Origin of the sequence: Methanobrevibacter sp., from assembly GCF_045646205.1 — an archaeon.
Taxonomy (GTDB): domain Archaea; phylum Methanobacteriota; class Methanobacteria; order Methanobacteriales; family Methanobacteriaceae; genus Methanocatella.
Map to the genome: position 1 here is coordinate 1 of NZ_JAZRKF010000011.1, position 20,623 is coordinate 20,623.

Annotated in this window: 13 protein-coding genes; 8 read left to right on the forward strand and 5 right to left on the reverse strand. The window is 34.9% G+C overall.

Annotated features, from left to right (window positions below; genetic code table 11):
* Both ACKI44_RS02330 and ACKI44_RS02335 read left to right on the forward strand, forming a co-directional pair.
* On the forward strand, positions 1 to 5,746 hold a 5,746-nt coding region (locus ACKI44_RS02330), incomplete at its 5' end, for a beta strand repeat-containing protein (RefSeq protein ID WP_407421173.1).
* 359 nt (positions 5,747 to 6,105) lie between these two features.
* The gene (locus tag ACKI44_RS02335; RefSeq protein WP_407421175.1) at positions 6,106 to 8,910 is read left to right on the forward strand and encodes a hypothetical protein; all 2,805 of its coding nucleotides are present in this window, start codon (positions 6,106 to 6,108) and stop codon (positions 8,908 to 8,910) included.
* On the opposite strand, the gene ACKI44_RS02340 is transcribed toward ACKI44_RS02335, so the two are convergent.
* Positions 8,902 to 9,072, reverse strand: coding sequence for a hypothetical protein (locus ACKI44_RS02340; RefSeq protein WP_407421177.1), 171 nt, complete (start codon positions 9,070 to 9,072; stop codon positions 8,902 to 8,904). The two genes, ACKI44_RS02335 and ACKI44_RS02340, sit on opposite strands and share 9 nt — an antisense overlap.
* A gap of 539 nt (positions 9,073 to 9,611) precedes the next feature.
* On the opposite strand from ACKI44_RS02340, the gene ACKI44_RS02345 reads away from it, so the two are divergent.
* Complete coding sequence (locus ACKI44_RS02345) at positions 9,612 to 12,086, forward strand: hypothetical protein (RefSeq protein ID WP_407421179.1); 2,475 nt, start codon at positions 9,612 to 9,614, stop codon at positions 12,084 to 12,086.
* Here the strand turns inward: ACKI44_RS02345 and ACKI44_RS02350 are convergent.
* Positions 12,078 to 12,869: a TrmB family transcriptional regulator gene (locus ACKI44_RS02350; protein ID WP_407421180.1), complete on the reverse strand. Its 792-nt coding sequence runs from the start codon at positions 12,867 to 12,869 to the stop codon at positions 12,078 to 12,080. The two genes, ACKI44_RS02345 and ACKI44_RS02350, sit on opposite strands and share 9 nt — an antisense overlap.
* A 121-nt stretch (positions 12,870 to 12,990) precedes the next feature.
* Between ACKI44_RS02350 and hcp the strand changes: the two genes are divergently transcribed.
* From hcp to ACKI44_RS02365, 3 genes are all read left to right on the forward strand, one after another.
* Positions 12,991 to 14,295, forward strand: a complete 1,305-nt coding sequence (hcp, locus tag ACKI44_RS02355) for a hydroxylamine reductase (RefSeq protein ID WP_407421182.1) — start codon at positions 12,991 to 12,993, stop codon at positions 14,293 to 14,295.
* A gap of 5 nt (positions 14,296 to 14,300) precedes the next feature.
* The gene (locus ACKI44_RS02360; protein ID WP_407421184.1) at positions 14,301 to 14,630 is read left to right on the forward strand and encodes a cupin domain-containing protein; all 330 of its coding nucleotides are present in this window, start codon (positions 14,301 to 14,303) and stop codon (positions 14,628 to 14,630) included.
* 550 nt (positions 14,631 to 15,180) lie between these two features.
* Positions 15,181 to 15,411 carry a hypothetical protein gene (locus tag ACKI44_RS02365; RefSeq protein ID WP_407421186.1) on the forward strand — a complete coding sequence of 77 codons (231 nt, stop codon included), beginning with the start codon at positions 15,181 to 15,183 and terminating at the stop codon, positions 15,409 to 15,411.
* 38 nt (positions 15,412 to 15,449) lie between these two features.
* Here the strand turns inward: ACKI44_RS02365 and ACKI44_RS02370 are convergent, their stop codons facing one another.
* From ACKI44_RS02370 to ACKI44_RS02380, 3 genes are read right to left on the reverse strand one after another with little or no spacing between them, the layout of a single operon-like run.
* A complete protein-coding gene (locus ACKI44_RS02370; protein WP_407421188.1) occupies positions 15,450 to 16,271 on the reverse strand; it encodes a class I SAM-dependent methyltransferase in 822 nt (273 codons plus the stop codon).
* Positions 16,255 to 17,283, reverse strand: coding sequence for an aldo/keto reductase (locus tag ACKI44_RS02375; protein ID WP_407421190.1), 1,029 nt, complete (start codon positions 17,281 to 17,283; stop codon positions 16,255 to 16,257). Before ACKI44_RS02375 ends, ACKI44_RS02370 begins: the two co-directional genes overlap by 17 nt.
* 1 nt (position 17,284) lies before the next feature.
* A complete protein-coding gene (locus tag ACKI44_RS02380; RefSeq protein ID WP_407421192.1) occupies positions 17,285 to 18,286 on the reverse strand; it encodes a tetratricopeptide repeat protein in 1,002 nt (333 codons plus the stop codon).
* Between the two features lie 164 nt (positions 18,287 to 18,450).
* Between ACKI44_RS02380 and ACKI44_RS02385 the strand changes: the two genes are divergently transcribed.
* Positions 18,451 to 20,118: a glutamate--tRNA ligase gene (locus ACKI44_RS02385; protein WP_407421194.1), complete on the forward strand. Its 1,668-nt coding sequence runs from the start codon at positions 18,451 to 18,453 to the stop codon at positions 20,116 to 20,118.
* A 9-nt stretch (positions 20,119 to 20,127) separates the two neighbouring features.
* Positions 20,128 to 20,592 (forward strand): hypothetical protein, encoded by a 465-nt coding sequence (locus ACKI44_RS02390; RefSeq protein WP_407421196.1) that lies wholly within the window; start codon positions 20,128 to 20,130, stop codon positions 20,590 to 20,592.
* Positions 20,593 to 20,623: the final 31 nt, after the last annotated feature.

Genomic DNA, 20,623 nt, shown 5'->3' on the forward strand with positions numbered 1-20,623 from the left:
TTTGACTCCTGCCGATGCAGGCAATCTGACATACACTTCAAGCAATTCAAGTGTTGCTATAGTTGAAAACGGCAAAATCAAAGCTATCAGTGAAGGTAGTTCGACTATTACTGTAAGTTTTGCTGGTAATAATGTTTATGCCGCTGCTGTTAATAAGACTATTGATGTTACTGTCACTTTAAGAGATGCCAGTGTAACTGTTTCTAATAACACTATGGACTTGTTCATTGGTAATGAGAGCATTATTGGTACATCTACTGCTCCTGAAGGTTTAGACGTTACTTTCAAATCTGACAATGAGTCTGTTGCAACTGTTGATGCAAATGGTAAAGTCACTGCTTTGAAAGAAGGTACTGCTACAATTACAGTCAGTGTTGGTGGCGACGGAGTATATGCTTTAAATTCAACCACTGTGACTGTTAATGTTGCTAAAATCCCAACAGAGATTGTTATCACTAATAAAACTTTTGACCTTAAGGCTCTTGAAAATATCGGTGCTGGTGCTACATTGACTCCTGCCGATGCAGGCAACCTGACATACTATTCAAGCAATACAACTGTTGCTGTAGTTCAGGATGGCATAATCAAAGCCCTTAAGGAAGGTACTACTACAATTACTGTCAGTTTTGATGGTGATGACACTTATGCTGCAGCAGATCCTAAAACCATTGACGTTACTGTTGGTGTGAATGATGCAAGCGTAAGCGTAGATAATAATACTCTGGAGCTTCTGCTTAATCAGATGTTCAATATTGCAGCAACCACTGTTCCTGAAGGTCTAAAAGTCATATATTCATCCAGCAATGAATCTGTCGTGATGGTCAATGAGACAGGCACAATTCTTGCTTATGGCATAGGTAATGCTACCGTTACTCTCACTATTGGTGGTGACGGAGTATATGCTTTAAACACAACTGAAGTCAAAGTTACTGTTAAAGGACCTACTGAAATTCAAATAGCAAATGAAACTATCGAAATCAAAGCTCTTGAAAACGTTTCAACTGGAGCTAAATTGATACCTGATGTGGGTGATTTGACCTACAATTCAAGCAACCCAAGTGTTGCCATAGTTGAAAATGGCAAGATTAAAGGTATTAAAGAAGGTAATGCTACAATTACTGTTTCATTTGCAGGTAATGAACAGTATGCTCCTGCTGAAGATAAATTTATTACTGTTACTGTTGGCTTGAATGATGCTAGTGTTACAGTTAATAATTCTACTTTGGATTTAAAAGTTGACGATAATTTCACTATTGATGCTACTACTGTTCCTGGTGATTTAAAAGTCAATTTCACATCTAGCGATGAGGCTGTTGCAACTGTTGATTCCAATGGTAAAGTTACTGCTGTTGGCGAAGGTAATACTACAATTATCGTTAGTGTTGGTGGTGACGGAGTATATGCTTTAAATTCAACCAATGTTACTGTGACTGTGTCTAAGATTGATACTTCTATTAATGTTACTGATAGTGTTGATATGAAGGTTGGTGATGGGGCTGTTGTTAATGCTACTTTGATTCCTGCTGATGCTGGTGAGTTGGATTTCACTTCCAGTGATGTGAGTGTTGTTACTGTTAATGGTATTGGTGAGTTAACTGCTGTTGGTGAAGGTAATGCTACTATTACCGTTCGTTTTATTGGTAATGATAAGTATACTGCTTCAGAAGCTAATGTCACTGTTACTGTTAGTTTGAATGATGCTAGTGTCGGTGTTTATGAGGACTCTTTGGATTTATTCATTGGTGGTGAAGATGCTATTGATGCATTTACTATTCCTGATGGTTTGAATGTTACTTTCAAATCTAATAATGAGTCTGTTGCTGTTGTTGATACTACTGGTAAAGTTACTGGTGTTGGTTTAGGTAATACTACAATTACTGTTAGTGTTGGCGGTGACGGTGTTTATGCTTTAAATTCAACCACTGTGACTGTTAATGTTGGTAAAGTCACTACTGAGATTCTAATCGACAATGAAACCATTGATCTTAAAGTTCTTGAAAATGTAAGTGCTGGTGCTACATTGATTCCTGATGCAGGTAACTTAACATACATTTCAAGCAATCCTGATGTTGCTGTTGTTCAAGATGGTATGATTATTGCTTTAACTGAAGGTAATGCTACAATTACTGTTAGTTTTGATGGTAATGAAACTCATGCTGCTGCGGATAGTAAGAATATTACTGTTACTGTTAGTTTGAATGATGTTAGTGTTAGTGCGGATGATATTAAGTTGAATGTTGGTGATAATTCTACTATTGTTGTTACTACTGTTCCTGAAGGTTTAAATGTAACTTATGTTCCTGATAATTCTGGTGTTGTTAGTGTTGATGCTAATGGTGTTGTTACTGCTTTGAAGGAAGGTAATGCTACTATTACTTTAAGTGTTGGTGGTGATGGTGTTTACGTTGAGAATTCTACTGTAATTACTGTTACTGTTAGTTTGAATGATGCTAGTGTTAGTGCGGATGATATGGAATTGAATGTTGGTGATAATTCTACTATTGTTGCTACTACTGTTCCTGAAGGTTTGAATGTAACTTATGTTCCTGATAATTCTGGTGTTGTTAGTGTTGATGCTAATGGTGTTGTTACTGCTTTGAAGGAAGGTAATGCTACTATTACTTTAAGTGTTGGTGGTGACGGTGTTTACGCTGAGAACTCTACTGTAATTACTGTTACTGTGTCTAAGATTGATACTGCGATTAGTGTTAATCCTGCTTCTTTAGACTTGTTTGTTGGTAATGGTTCTGTTATTGATGCTAATTTGACTCCTGCTGATGCTGGTGAGTTGGATTTCACTTCCAGTGATGTGAGTGTTGTCACTGTTAATGGTATTGGTGAAGTAACTGCTGTTGGTGAAGGTAATGCTACTATTACCGTTCGTTTTATTGGTAATGATAAGTATGCTGCTTCTGAAGCTAATGTCACTGTTACTGTTAGTTTGAATGATGCTAGTGTCGGTGTTTATGAGGACTCTTTAGATTTAATTATTGGTGGTGAAGATGTTATTGATACATATACTACTCCTGATGGTTTGAATGTTACTTTCAAATCTAATAATGAGTCTGTTGCTGTTGTTGATGCTATTGGTAAAGTTACTGCTGTTGGTTTAGGTAATACTACAATTACTGTTAGTGTTGGCGGTGACGGTGTTTATGCTTTAAATTCAACCACTGTGACTGTTAATGTTGGCAAAGTCACTACTGAGATTCTAATCGACAATGAAACCATTGATCTTAAAGTTCTTGAAAATGTAAGTGCTGGTGCTACATTGATTCCTGATGCAGGTGACCTGATATACACTTCAAGTAACGAAACTGTTGCTGTAGTTCAAGATGGTATAATTAAAGCTCTTAAAGCAGGTATTGCAACAATTACTGTTTCATTTGAAGGTAATGAGACACATGATGCTTCAGAAGCTAACATTACTGTGACTGTGTCTAAGATTGATACTTCTATTAATGTTACTGATAGTGTTGATATGTATGTTGGTGATGAGGCTGTTGTTAATGCTACTTTGATTCCTGCTGATGCTGGTGAGTTGGATTTCACTTCCAGTGATGTGAGTGTTGTTACTGTTAATGCTATTGGTGAAGTAACTGCTGTAGGTGAAGGTAGTGCTGTTATTACTGTTTCATTTGCAGGTAATGACAAGTATGCTGCTTCAGAAGCTAATGTCACTGTTACTGTCAGCTTGAAGGATGCTAATATTACTATTGATGCACCTGCAGAAGCAACTGAAGGCGATAATGTTACTGTTACTGTAATTTTACCTGAGGATGCTACCGGTACTGTTACTGTCGGTGATGAGACTGTTCCTGTAGTTAATGGTACAGCCAGTGCTGTTTTAACTAATTTGCCTCTTGGAAACAATACTGTTCCTATTACTTACTCCGGTGATGACAAATACAACAATGCTTCAACTAGTGTTGAAATTGCTGTCAATCCAAAACCTAAAAAAGATTTAACTCTTAATGCTACTGCATTTGAGGTTATGGGAAATGTTACTCTTATTGTTACTGGTTTCGATAATGCTACTGGTAATGTGACTGTAACTATTGGTGAAGATACCTACACCGCTCCTATTGAGATGGGTATGGCATTCATCTCTATTCCTAAATTAAATGAAAGCGTTACAGCATACATTTATTATCCTGGTGATGATAACTACAACAACGCTTCAACAACGGTTGAAATTATCGCTAAAAAAGATTTAAATCTAACTGCTAGTGCTGATCCAATATATGTCGGTCAAAATGCTACCCTTATTGTTACCGGTTTTGAAAATGCTACAGGTAATGTAATGGTGATTACAGGCAGAGGATTCTATAATGTCAATATCATTGATAGTACTGTTACAGTCAGTATTTCCGGATTAAACAACACAACTGCAGCTTATGTCATATACTTAGGTGATGACAACTACAGTATGGCATTCACTGGTGTAAATATTACTGTTTATCCTAAGGAAAACGCTACAATCATCATTGATGCTCCTTCAGAAGTAACTGAGGGTGATAATGTTACTGTTACTGTAATTTTGCCTGAGGATGCTACCGGTACTGTGACTATTGGTAATGAGGCTGTTCCTGTAGTTAATGGTACTGCCAGTGCTGTTTTAACTAACTTGCCTCTTGGAAACAATACGGTTCCTATAACATATTCTGGTGATGACAAGTACAACCCTATTGAAACTAATGTTACTATAGCTGTGGCTGGCGGACCGGACATTGTTTCAGCTCCTGATGTAACCAAATACTATCTCGGACCTGAAAGATTTGTTGTAAACGTAACAGATTATAAAGGTACTCCTTTAGCAAACAAATCTGTTGCTATCCGTATTAATGGTGTTACTTACAACAGAACTACAAATGCAAACGGAACCTGCAGTCTTGCTCTTAATTTACCTGCAACGGTTTACAATGTTACCACAACTGTCGATAACACTACAATTGACTCTGTAGTTACTATATTGACTACCGTTAACGGAACTGATGTTGTAAAAGTATATAAAAACGATACTCAATACTACGCTACATTCCGTGACAGTCTAGGTAACTATTTAGCTCAAGGCTCTCAAGTTGAATTTAACATCCACGGTGTATTATACTACCGTTATGTTTCAGGAGACGAAGGTTTAGCTAAATTAAACATCAACTTGGAAGAAGGAACATACATTTTAACTGCAAGAAACTTGCAAACAGGTGAAATGTCTTCCAATAACATTACAGTTATTCCTAGAATCATTGAAAACAATGATTTAACCAAGTATTACAGAAACGCTTCACAGTACACTGTAAAAGTCATAGGTGATGACGGTAATGTTGCTGGTGCTGGTGAAAATGTTACTTTCAACATCAACGGCGTATTATACACACGTCAAACCAATGCTTCAGGTATTGCAAAACTCAACATTAACTTGCAGCCTGGTGATTACATAATCACTGCAGATTGTAAAGGATTCAAAGTGGCAAACAACGTTAAAGTATTGCCTGTATTGACTGCCAGTGACTTAACCAAGAAATACGGCACTCCTGATCAGTTTGTAGCTACATTGGTTGACGGTCAAGGTAATCCTTACGCCGGACAAACTGTAAGATTCAACGTACATGGTGTATTATACGACAGGGTAACTGACAATGCAGGTCAGGCAAAATTAAACATTAGATTAATGCCTGGTGAATACATTATAACTTCAACTTATAATGAAGCAAACATTGCAAACAAAATTACTGTTTTAGGTTGAGATTGATTTCTCAACTCTTTTTTTATTTTTTTTAAACTGATTTTCACCTTTCATCGTAGTTTTCTTTAATCATCTTCTTTTGTGATTGCCGTTTCGGGATTTAGTTCTTTTTCTGAAAACTTGCTTATATATCTATCATTTTTTTGAATCTAAAACAGTGATTTTACAAATGTGATGTTCGTATATTTAAAGAGTTTGGCAATATTGATTTTTTTGTTTATATAATAAACGAATATATATTATTTTTTACAAAATCAAGTAAATATTTAAATAAAACTTTTTATAGATACTTAATTGTCTGATTAAATTATAATTTAATGAATAAATTTAAAAGGATAATCTAATTAATGGGTTTTAATATGAAATATAAAGGAATAATGCTTGTAAGTATTTTCTTACTGGCAATTTTAACAATTGGTGCTGTCAGCGCATCTGAAGATATTGCATCTGACACTAATCTGACAGCTGGCGATTCTATTAGTTTAATCGCCGATGACGGACCTGATGGCTCTGGAGATGATGATAGAGGATATGAGCTTGAGGATGTCGAATTTTGTGGTGGAAATGTTATAGAAAATGATGTTATGGTCAAAATTCCAAAACTGAGCATTGAAGGTGTAGATGATGGCTTTTTTGCGAGCTTGGATTTGGAAGGCGATACATTTGAAAAAGAATTGAATATCTCAGAACTTGATAATGATGATGTATTCTACCTCATTAGAACCGGTGATTTGATGGATGATGCGCCGGATATCGATGAGAGCGGGGGCTGGTTTACAGCTCAATTTTTCAAGGATGGAGAAAACTGCTGCTTTGCAGAGGGGGATGTAAACCTATATGTCAGTCCTTATTTCTCACAGGATTCCTCAATTCTTTATGATGATCCTGTAGTCATATTAAGGGGACTGCCTGAAGGTGCTGATAAATTGACAGTAACTGTTTTAAGAAATGATTCACTGATTTTCAAAAAAACATTCAATGTATCTGATTTGGATGATGTCAGCAAAGATTGGGAGGATTATGAAGGAGAACCGGTTTATGAATTCACTGACAGTCAGATAGGAATCACTGAAGAAGGTGAATATAACATTACTCTGGAATTCATAAAAGGTTCAGCATTATTAAAAACTTACTCCGATATTGTTAATGTATGTTTTGTAAATGTCATTATTGGTGAACCGGAGGAAGAAGAGGATGAGGAAGGTACTCCTATTCCTGGGGCATTCCACTATGTTGGTGATGACATTTTCGTAATTAAAGTCCCTGAAAATCTTTCCGGTTATTATGTTAACATATTTAAGGATGGCAGTCAGTTAAAAGAAAACATCAGCATAACCGACCTTATCTATAATGACGGTTGGGGTTGGTTCGCTCAGGCCCGTGCAGTTAAACTGAACGATTTGGACATTGCTGAATCAGGCAATTACACTATCAGACTGGAGTTGTATGCGGATAATGGCGATTTGCTCGTCAATGCAACCAATGATATTCCAGTTGAATTACTGGATGATGGTGTTAACTTTAGAGATATCGGATATACCGAAGACATTATGGATAGTATGGAATTCATAATATCTCATCAGATTTTATCAGACGATTACTATAATATTTATCTGAATGGTGAATTAGCAGGAAATTTCACTCCATTTTCATTCTTTGGAGTTTCAATGAATGATATATTCTATGATTCTTATGATGACATTTCTGAAAATGCCAAATTCTTAAAAGAGGGACATTATGATGCAAACATCACTTTCGTTCATAATGGAACCGAGAAAGATTTCGCAACCGGTGAATTCAATGTTTTAAGATTAAACCTAACTTGCAATAAGGACAGCTATCTTGTAGGTGAAGATATTCTTATTTCATTTGGTGCTGATGAGCCTAAATACGGTAAATTAAGACCATATCATATTTTAGGCTGGGGATTCATGGGTCCTGATGATAATCAAATCTTCAATACCCTTTCAAATGAGGAACTGCTCGATATATGGGAAAACGGTATCTTCACAATTAATGTGGGAGAATATTCTGACTTCAATATGGGTAAAAATTACGTTTTAATCCAATATGAAATAATGGAATCCGAAGATGATGAGGAAGGTTCCAGTGCATTCGGTTTAATCGCTTTCAATGTTTCAAACGAGACTTCAGTCATTGTGGAAGCTCCGGATGTAACTAAATACTACAAAGGACCTGAAAGATTTGTTGTAACTGTAAAAGATTATGAAGGCAATCCTATAGCTAATGCCAGCGTTAAAATCACAATTAATGGAGTTGATTACGATAGAAAAACGGGCGCTAATGGTCAAACGTCTGTTGCTTTAGGAATTGATGCGGGAAATTATACTGCAACAGTCATTTGTGATGATATTGAAATGGAGTCCAATATTGTTATTAAACCTACTGTTAACGGTAATAACATAACTAAAATCTTTAGAAACGCAACACAGTACTATGCTCAATTTGTAGATGTAAATGGTAATATATTGAAAAATACTCCAGTTATTTTCAATATTAATGGTGTTTTCTACACCCGAACAACCAATGAAAGCGGTTTTGCTAAATTGAACATTAACTTGAATCCTGGTGAGTACATTATCACCGCAACCAATCCTAATTCAACTGAAATGTATTCAAATGTCGTTACAGTATTGCCTAATATTGTTGAAAACAATAACCTGACAAAATATTATAGGAATGATTCACAGTATGTCATTAAGGTTTTAGATGATCAGGGAAGACCTGCTGCCGGAGAGAATGTTACATTCAACATTAATGGGGTGTTCTACACAAGAACAAGCAATGCAACTGGTCATGTTAAACTGAACATCAACTTGGAACCGGGCACTTATATTATAACGGCCATTTATAAAGATTTAATGGTGGCAAATACCATTACAGTTAAACCAATTCTTGAAGCTAAGAATTTAACGATGAAATATCGTGACGGATCAAAATTCGAAGCCAAGTTAGTTGATGGTCAGGGAAATCCATTTGCAGGCCAGAATATTACATTCAATGTCAATGGTGTTTTCTACGATAGAACAACTGATGCTTCAGGTATTGCCCGCTTAAACATTAACTTGATGCCTGGTGAATACATCATAACCTCTAGTTATAATGGATCCAATATTGCAAACAAAATTACTATTTCAAGTTGAGAGTGATTTCTCAACTCTTTTTTTATTTATTTTTTTAAACTGATTTTCAAACCTTTCATCGTAGTTTCTGGCCACATCTTCGTATTTGTTCCATATTCCGATTGCCGTTTCGGGAATGACTTCTCTTTTGTCCTCTGAAAACTTGGTGTATGTATGCATCATCTCTTTTGAATCGGAAATCAGGACCTTTACAAATGGAATGTCTGCCTTTTGGATGTTGATGCCTTCATCTTTAAAAAGTTTAATGATATTTATTTCTTCATTGTTTACATAACATGTTGTAAATGAATATCCTTTAATGAAATCTGTGATGCGGATTTATAATGAATATATACACAATGATAAAGAGTTATATGTTGATAAGAGTTTATTGAAAATATAATACCTAAAGATTATAACAGACAAGTACATGAGGATTTAAAAACAATTGCTGATTCAGAAACTTTAGATAATATTAGCCAAGAATATCATGATGTCATTTTAAACAAATTAAAAACAATAGCTGAAGATTTAATTGTTTAAAAATACCAAAGATTCTAGTTTAAAAAGCTCCGTGAAAAAATCACTAATATTTAAATATATTTGTTAATAAATTTTTAATTATATAGATGTTTTGTTCAAAAAACAGTACCTTTCAAGATTGTTTGTGTAGTATGAAACGTTTATTGGAATAATACTATTATGATGGGGGAAAAATTTTCATGAAACTAAAAAGACATATTTTAATAATTTTATTGCTATTTCTAATGTTATTTGTCTGTATTGGTTCTGTCAGTGCCTTAGAAAATCCGGCAGATGATGTTGGTGGAAAAAATATACTTAGTATTGATGAAAGTCTAGAAAATCAGACAGATGAATCCGGGTTAAATGAAATAATTGGTGTTGATGAAAGTCCAGAAATATTGGATTCCAATAAGGGTACTTTCACTGATTTAGCTGCAAGAATAGATGATGCTATTGCAAATAATGGTAGTGTATTATATTTGCCTTATGACTTTATGTATAATGATGAAATTGATTATGAATACAATCATTATATTTCACCAGACCGCCCTTATTATGGTATACTAATCAATGAAACATTGACAATCAATGGTAATAATCACACCATAAGCGGCAGTAATATAGCAAGAATTTTCACTCTTAATAATATAGACTCCGTAGTAACATTCAATAACATTACATTTAAAGATTCTATTGGTGCTATTTTTAGTGGGGCTGAGTTAATTATTAATGATTGTACTTTCATTAATAATACTAAAGTAAATTATTGGACTAGTTGGGGTGCAATTGATAGTTTTGATGGTAGACTTACAATAACTAACTGTACATTTATAAATAATACTGCTTTTGATGGTGGTGCTATCTTTAGTGCAGGAGCTGACATTATTACAATAACTGATTCTGTATTCACTAAAAATGCCGCCATAGGATATGGAGAAGCTGAATCTAATGGTGGTGCTATCTATGTTAATAAAGCCCTCAAACTCAATATTCACAATTGTATATTCACGGATAATACTGCTATCCGCGAAAGTGAATCTGGAAGTTTTGGTGGTGCTGTTGTGGCATTTGTTGATGCTGTTATAACTAATTCTATATTCAACAACAATAGTGCTGAGAATGGTGGTGCAGTATCTATTGTTGGTTCCGGAATGCTATCTAACTCCAATTTCAGCAGTAACATTGCTTTTAGTAATGGGGCTGATATTCATTTAATTGGTGGAGTGGGAATTATCCAATCTTGTACCTTCGATAGTAATTCCTGTGAAAACAGTGCTATTTATAACGGCATAGGTGGTGTATTAAATTTATCCAATAACCGCGTATCATCCACAAAAGCAAAAATTTACAATGAGGGTAGAATAATTTCCACAACTAATGTAACAGTTTTAGCAAATAAAACTGTCAAAGCGGAATATGGTAAAACTGTAACATTGAATGCAACTTTCACGGATGACAATGGCAACTTAATCTATGATTCTTACTTTAATTTCACTGTTTCTGGTGTAGCTAATTCCATCCCATCTAATTACACTGACAACTTATACATTGCCACATACATGGTAGATAAAATTGAAGAGAAAGTTATATCCGCTAAATTACTTTATGATGTAACCACATATGATGGTTTACTCGATATTGGTCCATCAAATGATACCACAATTGTTTTTGCCCCAAATTTAATCAAATATTATAAAAGTTCTGAAAAATTCGCCGTAATCGTTACTGACGGCAAAGCCCAACCAACTCAAAATAAGACCGTAGATATTACCATTAATGGAGTAACATACTCCAGAACTACTAACAAGAACGGTACTGCTTATTTAAACATCAACTTGGACAGTGGTGAATATCCAGTCAGTATTGCAGTTGATGATGTAGTAGTCAATTCTACTGTAATTGTCAAGTCCACCATTGTTGCTGATGATTTGGTTATAATGTTTGGTGATGTGGATGATCCATATTTTGCAGAATTTAATGTAAATGGCACTCTACTAATTAACACTATAGTTTCCTTAAATATTAATGGGGTTATTTATAATATTACAACAACTGAATGGGGTACTGTTCAATTGGATACTAGTAATTTACAGCCTGGTGACTACATTATCACAGCAACCAATTATGTAACTGGTGAGATGAAATCCAATAATATTAAAGTAATTTCACTAATTGAATCTGATGATTTGACCAAATATTACAGGAATGCTTCACAGTTTGTTGTTCGTATACTTAATAATGATGGATCTTATGCAATTGAAGGTAATGAAGTAAAATTCTACATCAACGGTGTATTCTATACCAGGACAACCAATGCAACAGGCCATGCAAAACTAAATATCAATTTGGGTTCTGGCAACTACACAATAACTACCTTTTGTAATAATTGCAGTCAAGTAAACAACATTACAGTCCTGCCAATATTAAGCGCTGAAGATTTATCTATGAAATACCTGGACGGATCACAGTTTAAAGCACAGTTGGTTGACGGTCAAGGTAATCCTTACGACGGACAAACTGTAAGATTCAACGTCCATGGTGTATTATACGACAGGGTAACTGACAATGCAGGTCAGGCAAAATTAAACATTAGATTAATGCCTGGTGAATACATCATAACCTCAAGTTATAATGGATCCAATATTGCAAACAAAATTACTATTTCAAGTTGAGTTTGATTTCTCAACTCTTTTTTTATTTATTTTTTTGAACTGATTTTCAAACCTTTCATCATAGTTTCTGGCCACATCTTCGTATTTGTTCCATATTCCGATTGCCGTTTCGGGAATGACTTCTCTTTTGTCCTCTGAAAACTTGGTGTATGTATGCATCATCTCTTTTGAATCGGAAATCAGGACTTTTACAAATGGAATGTCTGCCTTTTGAATGTTGATGCCTTCATCTTTAAACATTTTAATAATATCAATTTCTCTGTTGTTTACATAACATGTTGGTGAAGCCAGGATTTTCACGTTTAATTTTTTATTACTTTTAAATGCTTTAATCAATGATTCTGCCTCATTTTCAAATAAAAAGCCTATTCTCATGTTAACGGACGTTTTTGCTCTTTTAATTATTTCTGTTTCCTGATTGATTATTTTATCAACACCGTAAATTCTCCAGATTGGTGCCTGAACCTGACTCATTCCGTTTTCATATGTATTGGTCAGTCTTGTTATGCTATCATCCAACTCTGAATTTATCCTTTCCTTTTCACGGCTCAGCACTTCAACCGGTGATTTCACAATATATGTCAGTGGCCTTCCGTCTTCGATTTCTATGAAATCCTTTTCATTAAGTTTCTTCAAAACATCATATATTTTACTTCGAGGAATGCCTGATTTTTCAGACACTTCAACCGCAGTTGATTGAATTAATGAAGTGAGCGTTACATATGCTTGTGCCTCATACAATGTCAGGCCAATTCCCTTGAGTAGATGTACATCATCATTCATATTTTATTATATTTTTATCATTCTATATAAGTTTACTACTTTTAACCCTTAAAAAGTTACAAAATCTTTATATACTTATCAAACTAAAATATGAATAACAAATAATTATGAGGTAATTAAAATGGCAGATGGCTTAGATATGTTTTGTTATCAATGTTCCCAAACCGCAAAGGGAACCGGATGTACTGTAAGTGGAGTTTGTGGAAAAAAACCAACCGTAGCAAGATTACAGGATAATTTAATCTTTACTATGAAAGGAATTAGTGCATACAACTACAATGCAAACGTTTTAGGTAAAAAGAATCCTGAAATTGATGAATTCTTAACCAAAGGCTTATACACAACATTAACCAACGTCAACTTTGATGTGGAAGACTTGGTTGCTCTTGCTTTAGAAGCAGGAAAAGTAAGCGTTGACGTAATGAGATTACTCAAAGATGCTCACATTGAAGCATACGGTGAACCACAACCTGTTGAAGTTAAAGTAGGTGCTCAGGAAGGACCGGCCATTATCGTAACCGGACACGACCTAAAAGCATTGGAGGAATTATTAAAACAGGTTGAAGGAACCGACATTAAAGTCTACACCCACTCTGAAATGTTACCTGCTCACGGATATCCTGGATTAAACAAATACGAAAACTTGGCAGGACAGTTAGGTGGAGCATGGCACGATCAAAGAACAATCTTTAAAAAATACAATGCAGCTATTATCGGAACCAGTAACTGTGTACTTCCTGCATTGGATGCATACAAAGAAAGAATGTTCACCATGGACGTAGCTAAATTAGAAGGAGTAAAAACAATTGATGATTATGACTTCTCTGAAGTAATTGAATGTGCAAAATCCTTAGGATCACTCGAACCGGAAGAATTAACAACAATCACTACCGGCTGGAGTGCAGGAGCTATTGTTGAACATGCAGAAAAAATCAAGGAACTTGTCCTAGACGGTAAAATCTCAAGATTCTTTGTTGTGGGAGGATGTGACAAAGCGGCAAAACACAATGACTACTACAGAGAATTCGTGCAAAACTTGCCTGAAGACACTGTTATCTTAACATTGGCCTGCGGTAAATACAAATTCAATGACTTGGATTTAGGAGACATTGAAGGAATACCAAGATTATTGGATGTCGGTCAATGTAACGATACAATTGTTGCAGTGGACGTTGCATTAGCTTTATGTGACTTATTCGAAATGGAATTAAATGAATTGCCATTAACTATTGTATTAAGCTGGATGGAACAGAAAGCGGCTGCAGTACTCTGGGCACTCTTATACTTAGGTAAAACTGACATGTGGATTGGACCTATTCTTCCTGCATGGTGTAACGAAGACATTATTAATGTCTTAGTTGAAAACTATAATTTAACACCAATATCTGGCGATGCAATGGCAGATATTAAACAAATTATGGGATGAACGAAATGAGCGAAGATATTAAAGCAAAAGCATTGGATATTCAAAAACTGGTCGAATACCGGGATGATACTGTAGTAAGTCGTGAAGTAATCAAAAAAGAGCTGGGAACAGTCACATTCTTTGCCTTTGATCAGGGACAAGGACTATCTGAACACTCCGCTCCTTTTGATGCAATGGTTCAAATCATTGACGGTGAAGCAGAAATTACAATTTCTGGCGTTAAAAACACTGTCAAAAAAGGTGAAATAATTATCATGCCTGCCAATGAACCTCATGCACTTCAGGCAGTAAACAGTCCTTATAAAATGATCTTGACCATGATAAAATCAGATTAAGGTTGCATTTTACATAAATCCATAGATAATTTATATCTATGGTACTTCTTTTATTTTTAATTTAAATCAATAATTATTGTTTATTTTAGTTATAACTTTAATTTTTTCCATATAAATCATTTTAAATGTATGTAAGTGCTTACTTTCGGAAAATTTTATATATTTTAAGTTTTTTATATAATATGTGAAGATAATTAAAAATTGTCTTTTTTTTATAAATTTGTTTATAGTATCGTAAATAAATAAAGAAGTGCTTTTTGCACTTCTCCCCCATTGTTTTTAATTTTTTATTTGACCACATTTTTTAATAAAAACATTTGATTTTTACTCTTTTTTGCATTTCATTGATGTTGTGGATGAAAATTGTTCTCACTCATAAATATTTCCTTGGGTGATAAAAATTGTTTTTACTCGGAACTAACTAATTTAAATAGTTTAAACTATATATGGTCTTAATAGAAAGGTGTAATGGATTATAATCTGATATGGCATTAAATACATGTATTTTGACAAAGATGATCCTATGAGGAAAAAAATACAAGGTGATTTCATGAATAAAGTGGATTGTATAGCAGAATATGGTGAAGAACAATACAATGCAGGAATGGATAATGGATTAAAAGAAGGTAAAATTGAAATAATCAAAAACATGTTAAATGATGGGGATATATCTTCTGAAAATGCAATTAAAAGATTAATTTCACTGTATTGTGATTTAGAAAGTATTTCTGAAATTACTGGTCTGTCAATTGGCGAAATTGAAAAATATCAAAATAAATGAAGTGTTTATACACTTCAGAAACTATTTTTTAAAAAAAATTACTCTTTTTTCCACCAGATTAAAATCCAGTCTGCCTTGTCTTTTTTGTTGTATAATTTTCCGGTTTCAGGATTTTTGGTGAGGATTTTTTCCAGGTATTCTTTAAGCTTATCCTTTTCATCATCGTCCAATAAATCAAGGCGGAACTTTCCATTGTCCATTGCTTCTTCAATAGTGCCATATTCCCTATATGCTCTGATGTCAAGTCTTTCAACATTTGCATAGATTCCCATATTGAACAATATGTTGAATAGGTAATTATGTCCTGGAAAATGCTTGTTTTCACGTCCGATGTATTCGTTAAAGTCTCCTTCTATTTTCCAGTTTTCAGGACCGAAAAGTGTGATAAAAACATATTTGTTAGCTATTTTATTGATTGTTTCCAGTGTCTGTTTAATTGGTATTATTCCGTTAAGTGATCTTGATGCCAAAACCACATCATGGGCTCCAACCTCTTCATACGTTATGTCTTCCAGTGGCTTTAAAAGTGTTTCAACATTGTTGATGCCCATTTCTTCAGCCCTTTCGTTTAATAGCTCAAGCATTTTGACGGATGAATCAACTCCAGTTACCTTTTTCACCTTACGTGCCAGAGGCAGGGTAATTGATCCTTCTCCGCAGCCCAAATCAAGAACGCTGTCGTTTTCATCAATTATTAATTTAGAGAATAACAAATCATGATAATCGTCTTTTTTTGCTCTTTTGTGAAAACTGGCCGCTGCCTTATCCCAGTCCTTTCCACGGTCTTCCTTTTGCTCTAGTTCATATGCCCAAAATTCATCCCATTTCAATTCATTTGGATTTTCAATTACCTGTTTCATTTCTAACACCTTTGGTTTTACCGGTTAAAACATTTTGGAAGTCTTCATAATTTTCCTTAAGTAAACGTGGAATTTCAAGTTCATATGGGCATTTGTCTACACATTCAAAGCATTCCACACAGTTTTGAGTTTTTTCCATCATTTCCTGGTATTCTTCTGTTAAATATGGTTCTGCCGGAAATCTTCTAATCCAGAGTGACATTCGGGCACAAAGGCTGATGTTGATTTCTTCAGGACACGGCATGCAGTATCCGCAGCCTCTGCAGAAGTTTTCGCCCAGTTCCTTTTTGTCATTTTCAATGGCTTTTTTAAGTTCATCATCCAGAAGAGTATTTTCATCGTATGAGAGGAATTCATCAAGCTCTTCCATTTTTTGAATTCCCCAAATAGGCAGTACATTATCGAACTGATTCATGAATGCGTATGACGCTTTTGAGTTTGTAATTAATCCTCCGCCCATTCCTTTCATGGCCAGAAAACCCACATCCAAAGTTTTACATTTATTGACCAGATCTATTTCTTCGCTGCCGCTCAAATAGGAAAATGGGTATTGCAGTGTTTCATAGAGTCCTGAGTCAAGGGCTTCATGTGCATGTGATATCTTATGTGTTGTTATACCAATGTGTTTAATTTTACCTTCTTCTTTTGCTTCAAGCATTGCTTTATATAGGTCATCTTCACTTTTTGGACAAAATGATAAATTGTGGAACTGATATAAATCCAAATAATCTGTTTTCATGCTTTTAAGTGAGGTTTCAAGTTGATTCCAGAATTCCTCTACCTCTTCAGCGGCACCTTTGCTTGCAAGGTAGATATTTTCACGCACATCCTCGAAAGCTTTTCCTAATTTAGCTTCACTGTCAGTGTAGAAATGTGCAGTGTCATAGAAATCTATTCCGTTTTCATATGCATGATGCAGTATTTCAACGGAATCAGCCATATTTCTTCTCTGGATTGGAAGCGCTCCAAATCCATTTTTATTCACTTCTAAATTTGTTTTTCCAAGTCTCATTTTAATAACCGATCATTTTTAGTATTACATATAAAATAAGAATGATAGCCAAAAGGATGATTGATGTCTTTGCAGATAGGAACTTTGTCTGTCTGAACTCCTTGTCTTTAACTTCACCTGTTTTCATTATCCTTTCCTTTTCAAATGAACATTTCTGATAAATCATTTCCAGGTCATTCGGAAGCCGTCCATGTTCATTCAACATGTTGATTGTTTTATTCAGATATTTGATGGCTTCCTTATCATCATCAAGTTTAACGCAGCAGAAAGCGGCCTTATAATTGAAATTTGTTACCAGTTCCAAATCATCAACTTTCTTTTCATAGCTTATGCACTGCTTATAGTTTTTAAGAGCACTTTTATATTCACCAAGTTCGTAGAGTGCGTCCGCTTTTGAATTGTATGCAAGTAGCGTATCTTCTTCTAGAAGGGATTTGTCCAGATATTCCAATGCCTCATTATTCTTTCCGGTCTTTTGAAGCATCTGGCCCTTATATAAATCGGACTTTGTATCTGCACCATACTGATTTTCATATATGTCCAGGTTTTTTAAGGCCTCATCATATCTTTTGGCCTGAATCAGAAGTTCAATTTTACCCATCTTGACTTCTTTTTTTGAAATACGTGGCTTTTCAATTGGTGAATAGGATTTGTATTTTTCTTCTGCCCTGTCCATATATTCAAGGGCTTCATCAATTTTATTTTTATTGAATCGGGACAGCGCCTTGTCACAGAGTACATTAATTGAGCGTGGCTGCTTTTGAAGGTATTCATCAAAGTATTTCTCACCATAGTCTCCATTATCGTGGCTTTCATCAAAATACTGATAATACATCCCTTTTTCTTCAAGGGCAAGCAAATAATCTGCATCAATTAATAAATCCAAAATAGTCAGATATTCATCAATATAGTCTTTTGCATGTCTTTTTTTAGCTAACTTAAGAGCTTCCTTATAATTTTCCTCTTGAATGTATAGTTTTGCCGTTTCTATAGCATCACTCATTATATCGACCTATATTTTTTTTATCGAACTCCATTTTTTTTATAACTACTCTTAATAAAAATTTGTATTTTTAAATTAAAAACATTAACTATTTTTAACAAGAAATTCAAAATTAATTATAGATAAATCTTATTTTTATTAATAATTTGAATTGTGATGATTAAATGAATGATTTAGAAGAAATTGTATATAAGCATGCCTTATTGAATGCGGCAAAACATAAGGGAAGTGCAAATCCCGGTGCTGTAATGGGTTCAATCATGGCAAATGAACCGGAACTTAGAAGCAGGGCAAAGGAAATCGGACCCCTTGCAGGAAAAATTGTGGCTCAGGTCAATAATCTGTCCACGGAAGAACAGGCAAGTGAAATGGAAAAGTATGATGTTGAAGTTCAGGAAAAAAAGAAAGTTAAAGAAGTTGGACTTCAGGAACTTCCGGGAACTCATGAAAATATCGTTCTGCGTTTTGCACCTAATCCGAGCGGACCTTTGCATATCGGACACTCAAGAGCTGCAGTTCCAAATGCGGAATATGTAAAAAGGCATGACGGTAAACTTATTTTAAGAATTGAAGATACCGATCCCAAAAGGGTCTATGAAGACGCTTATGAAATGATTCCAGAAGATTTGAAATGGCTGGGTATCAATCCGGATGAAATCATCTATCAGTCAGACAGATTTGACATTTATTATGATTACGCTCGTCAATTGATTGAAAAAGGCGCAGCTTACATGTGTACCTGTGACGGCGCAGCATTCAAAGAGCTTAAGGATAACTGCAAACCATGTCCATGCAGAGACAATTCCGTTGAAGAAAACCTTGAATTGTGGGATAAATTCGATACTATGGATGCAGGAGAAGCAGTATTAAGAGTAAAAACAGACATCAACCATAAAAATCCAGCTATTCGTGACTGGGTAGCAATGAGACTTGTTGATGAAACCCATCCAAGATTAGGCAATAAATACAGAATATATCCTATGATGAACTTCTCTGTAGCCGTGGATGACCACCTTATGGGAATGACCCATGTATTGAGAGGAAAAGACCATTTGGCCAACAGTGAAAAACAGAAATACCTTTATGACCATATGGGATGGGACTTGCCTGAATTCATCCACTACGGCAGGTTAAAGATGGAAGACATTGCCTTAAGTACATCAAAAGCTCTTGAAGGCATTGAAAATGGAACTTACAGTGGATGGGACGACCCTAGACTTGGAACTTTAAGGGCTGTTGCAAGACGTGGAATTGATCCGAGAACCATTTATAACCTGATCACTGAAATCGGTGTTAAAATGGCTGATTCAGCTATCAGCTGGAAGAAAATTTACGGTCTGAACCGCAATATTCTGGAACCTATAGCCAACCGTTATTTCTTTGTTGAAAATCCTCACTTAATTGAAGTTAAAAATTATGAGGACGGCAAAATCACTATAGAAAGGCCGCTTCATGCAGACCATTTGGATAGAGGCAACAGATTGCTTTCCTTTGACGGCAGTGCCTATCTGGCTGAAGAGGATATTGTTGATGGAGTATTCAGACTGATGGATGCAGTCAATGTTGATATCAAAGGCGATGAGGTTACATATCATTCAGCTTCCTTTGAAGATGCAAGAGCCATTAAGGCCAGAATCATCCAATGGGTTCCGGTTGAAGAAAACGTGAATGTCACTATTGTAATGGATGACGCATCACTTAAAACAGGTTTGGGTGAATCCGCATTACGTGATTTGAACGTGGGGGACATTGTTCAATTTGAAAGAGTCGGATTTGCACGTTTGGATGAAATCAAGGATGATGAATTGGTATTTTATTATGCGCATAAATAAGGTGATTCAATGACCTTTTTTACAAATGGATTTGTCACATTAAAAACTCCTGAAGGTTTTGATGTCATTCCCAATAAGGGGGATTTTGTTGAGTTGGCACTAGTTAATTCATCAATGCCAATGAACATCAAGTTTTCAATATCCCCAACGGTGATGGGTCTTCCCGACATTAAAAATCTGATGGAAAAGCAGTTAGAATCAAATCCTAATATTGATGTGCAGACTTCTGATTTTTTAGCCATTAATGAGGATATTTATTATATGATGATATCTTCCATTAATACTGATGAAATCCAAATCAGGCGTAATGAATTCATGTTTGTAAAGGATAACAATTTATATTCCTATGAATTCACATATCCTTATGCTGACGCCGAATTGGATGATTTTTACTTGAATATAATCCGTTCAATGGAAATCAAAAAAGCCAAATACATATTAACTGATGACGGATATAGGATAAATGAAGATTAATTCATTTATTTTATTTTCATTTAATTTTAAT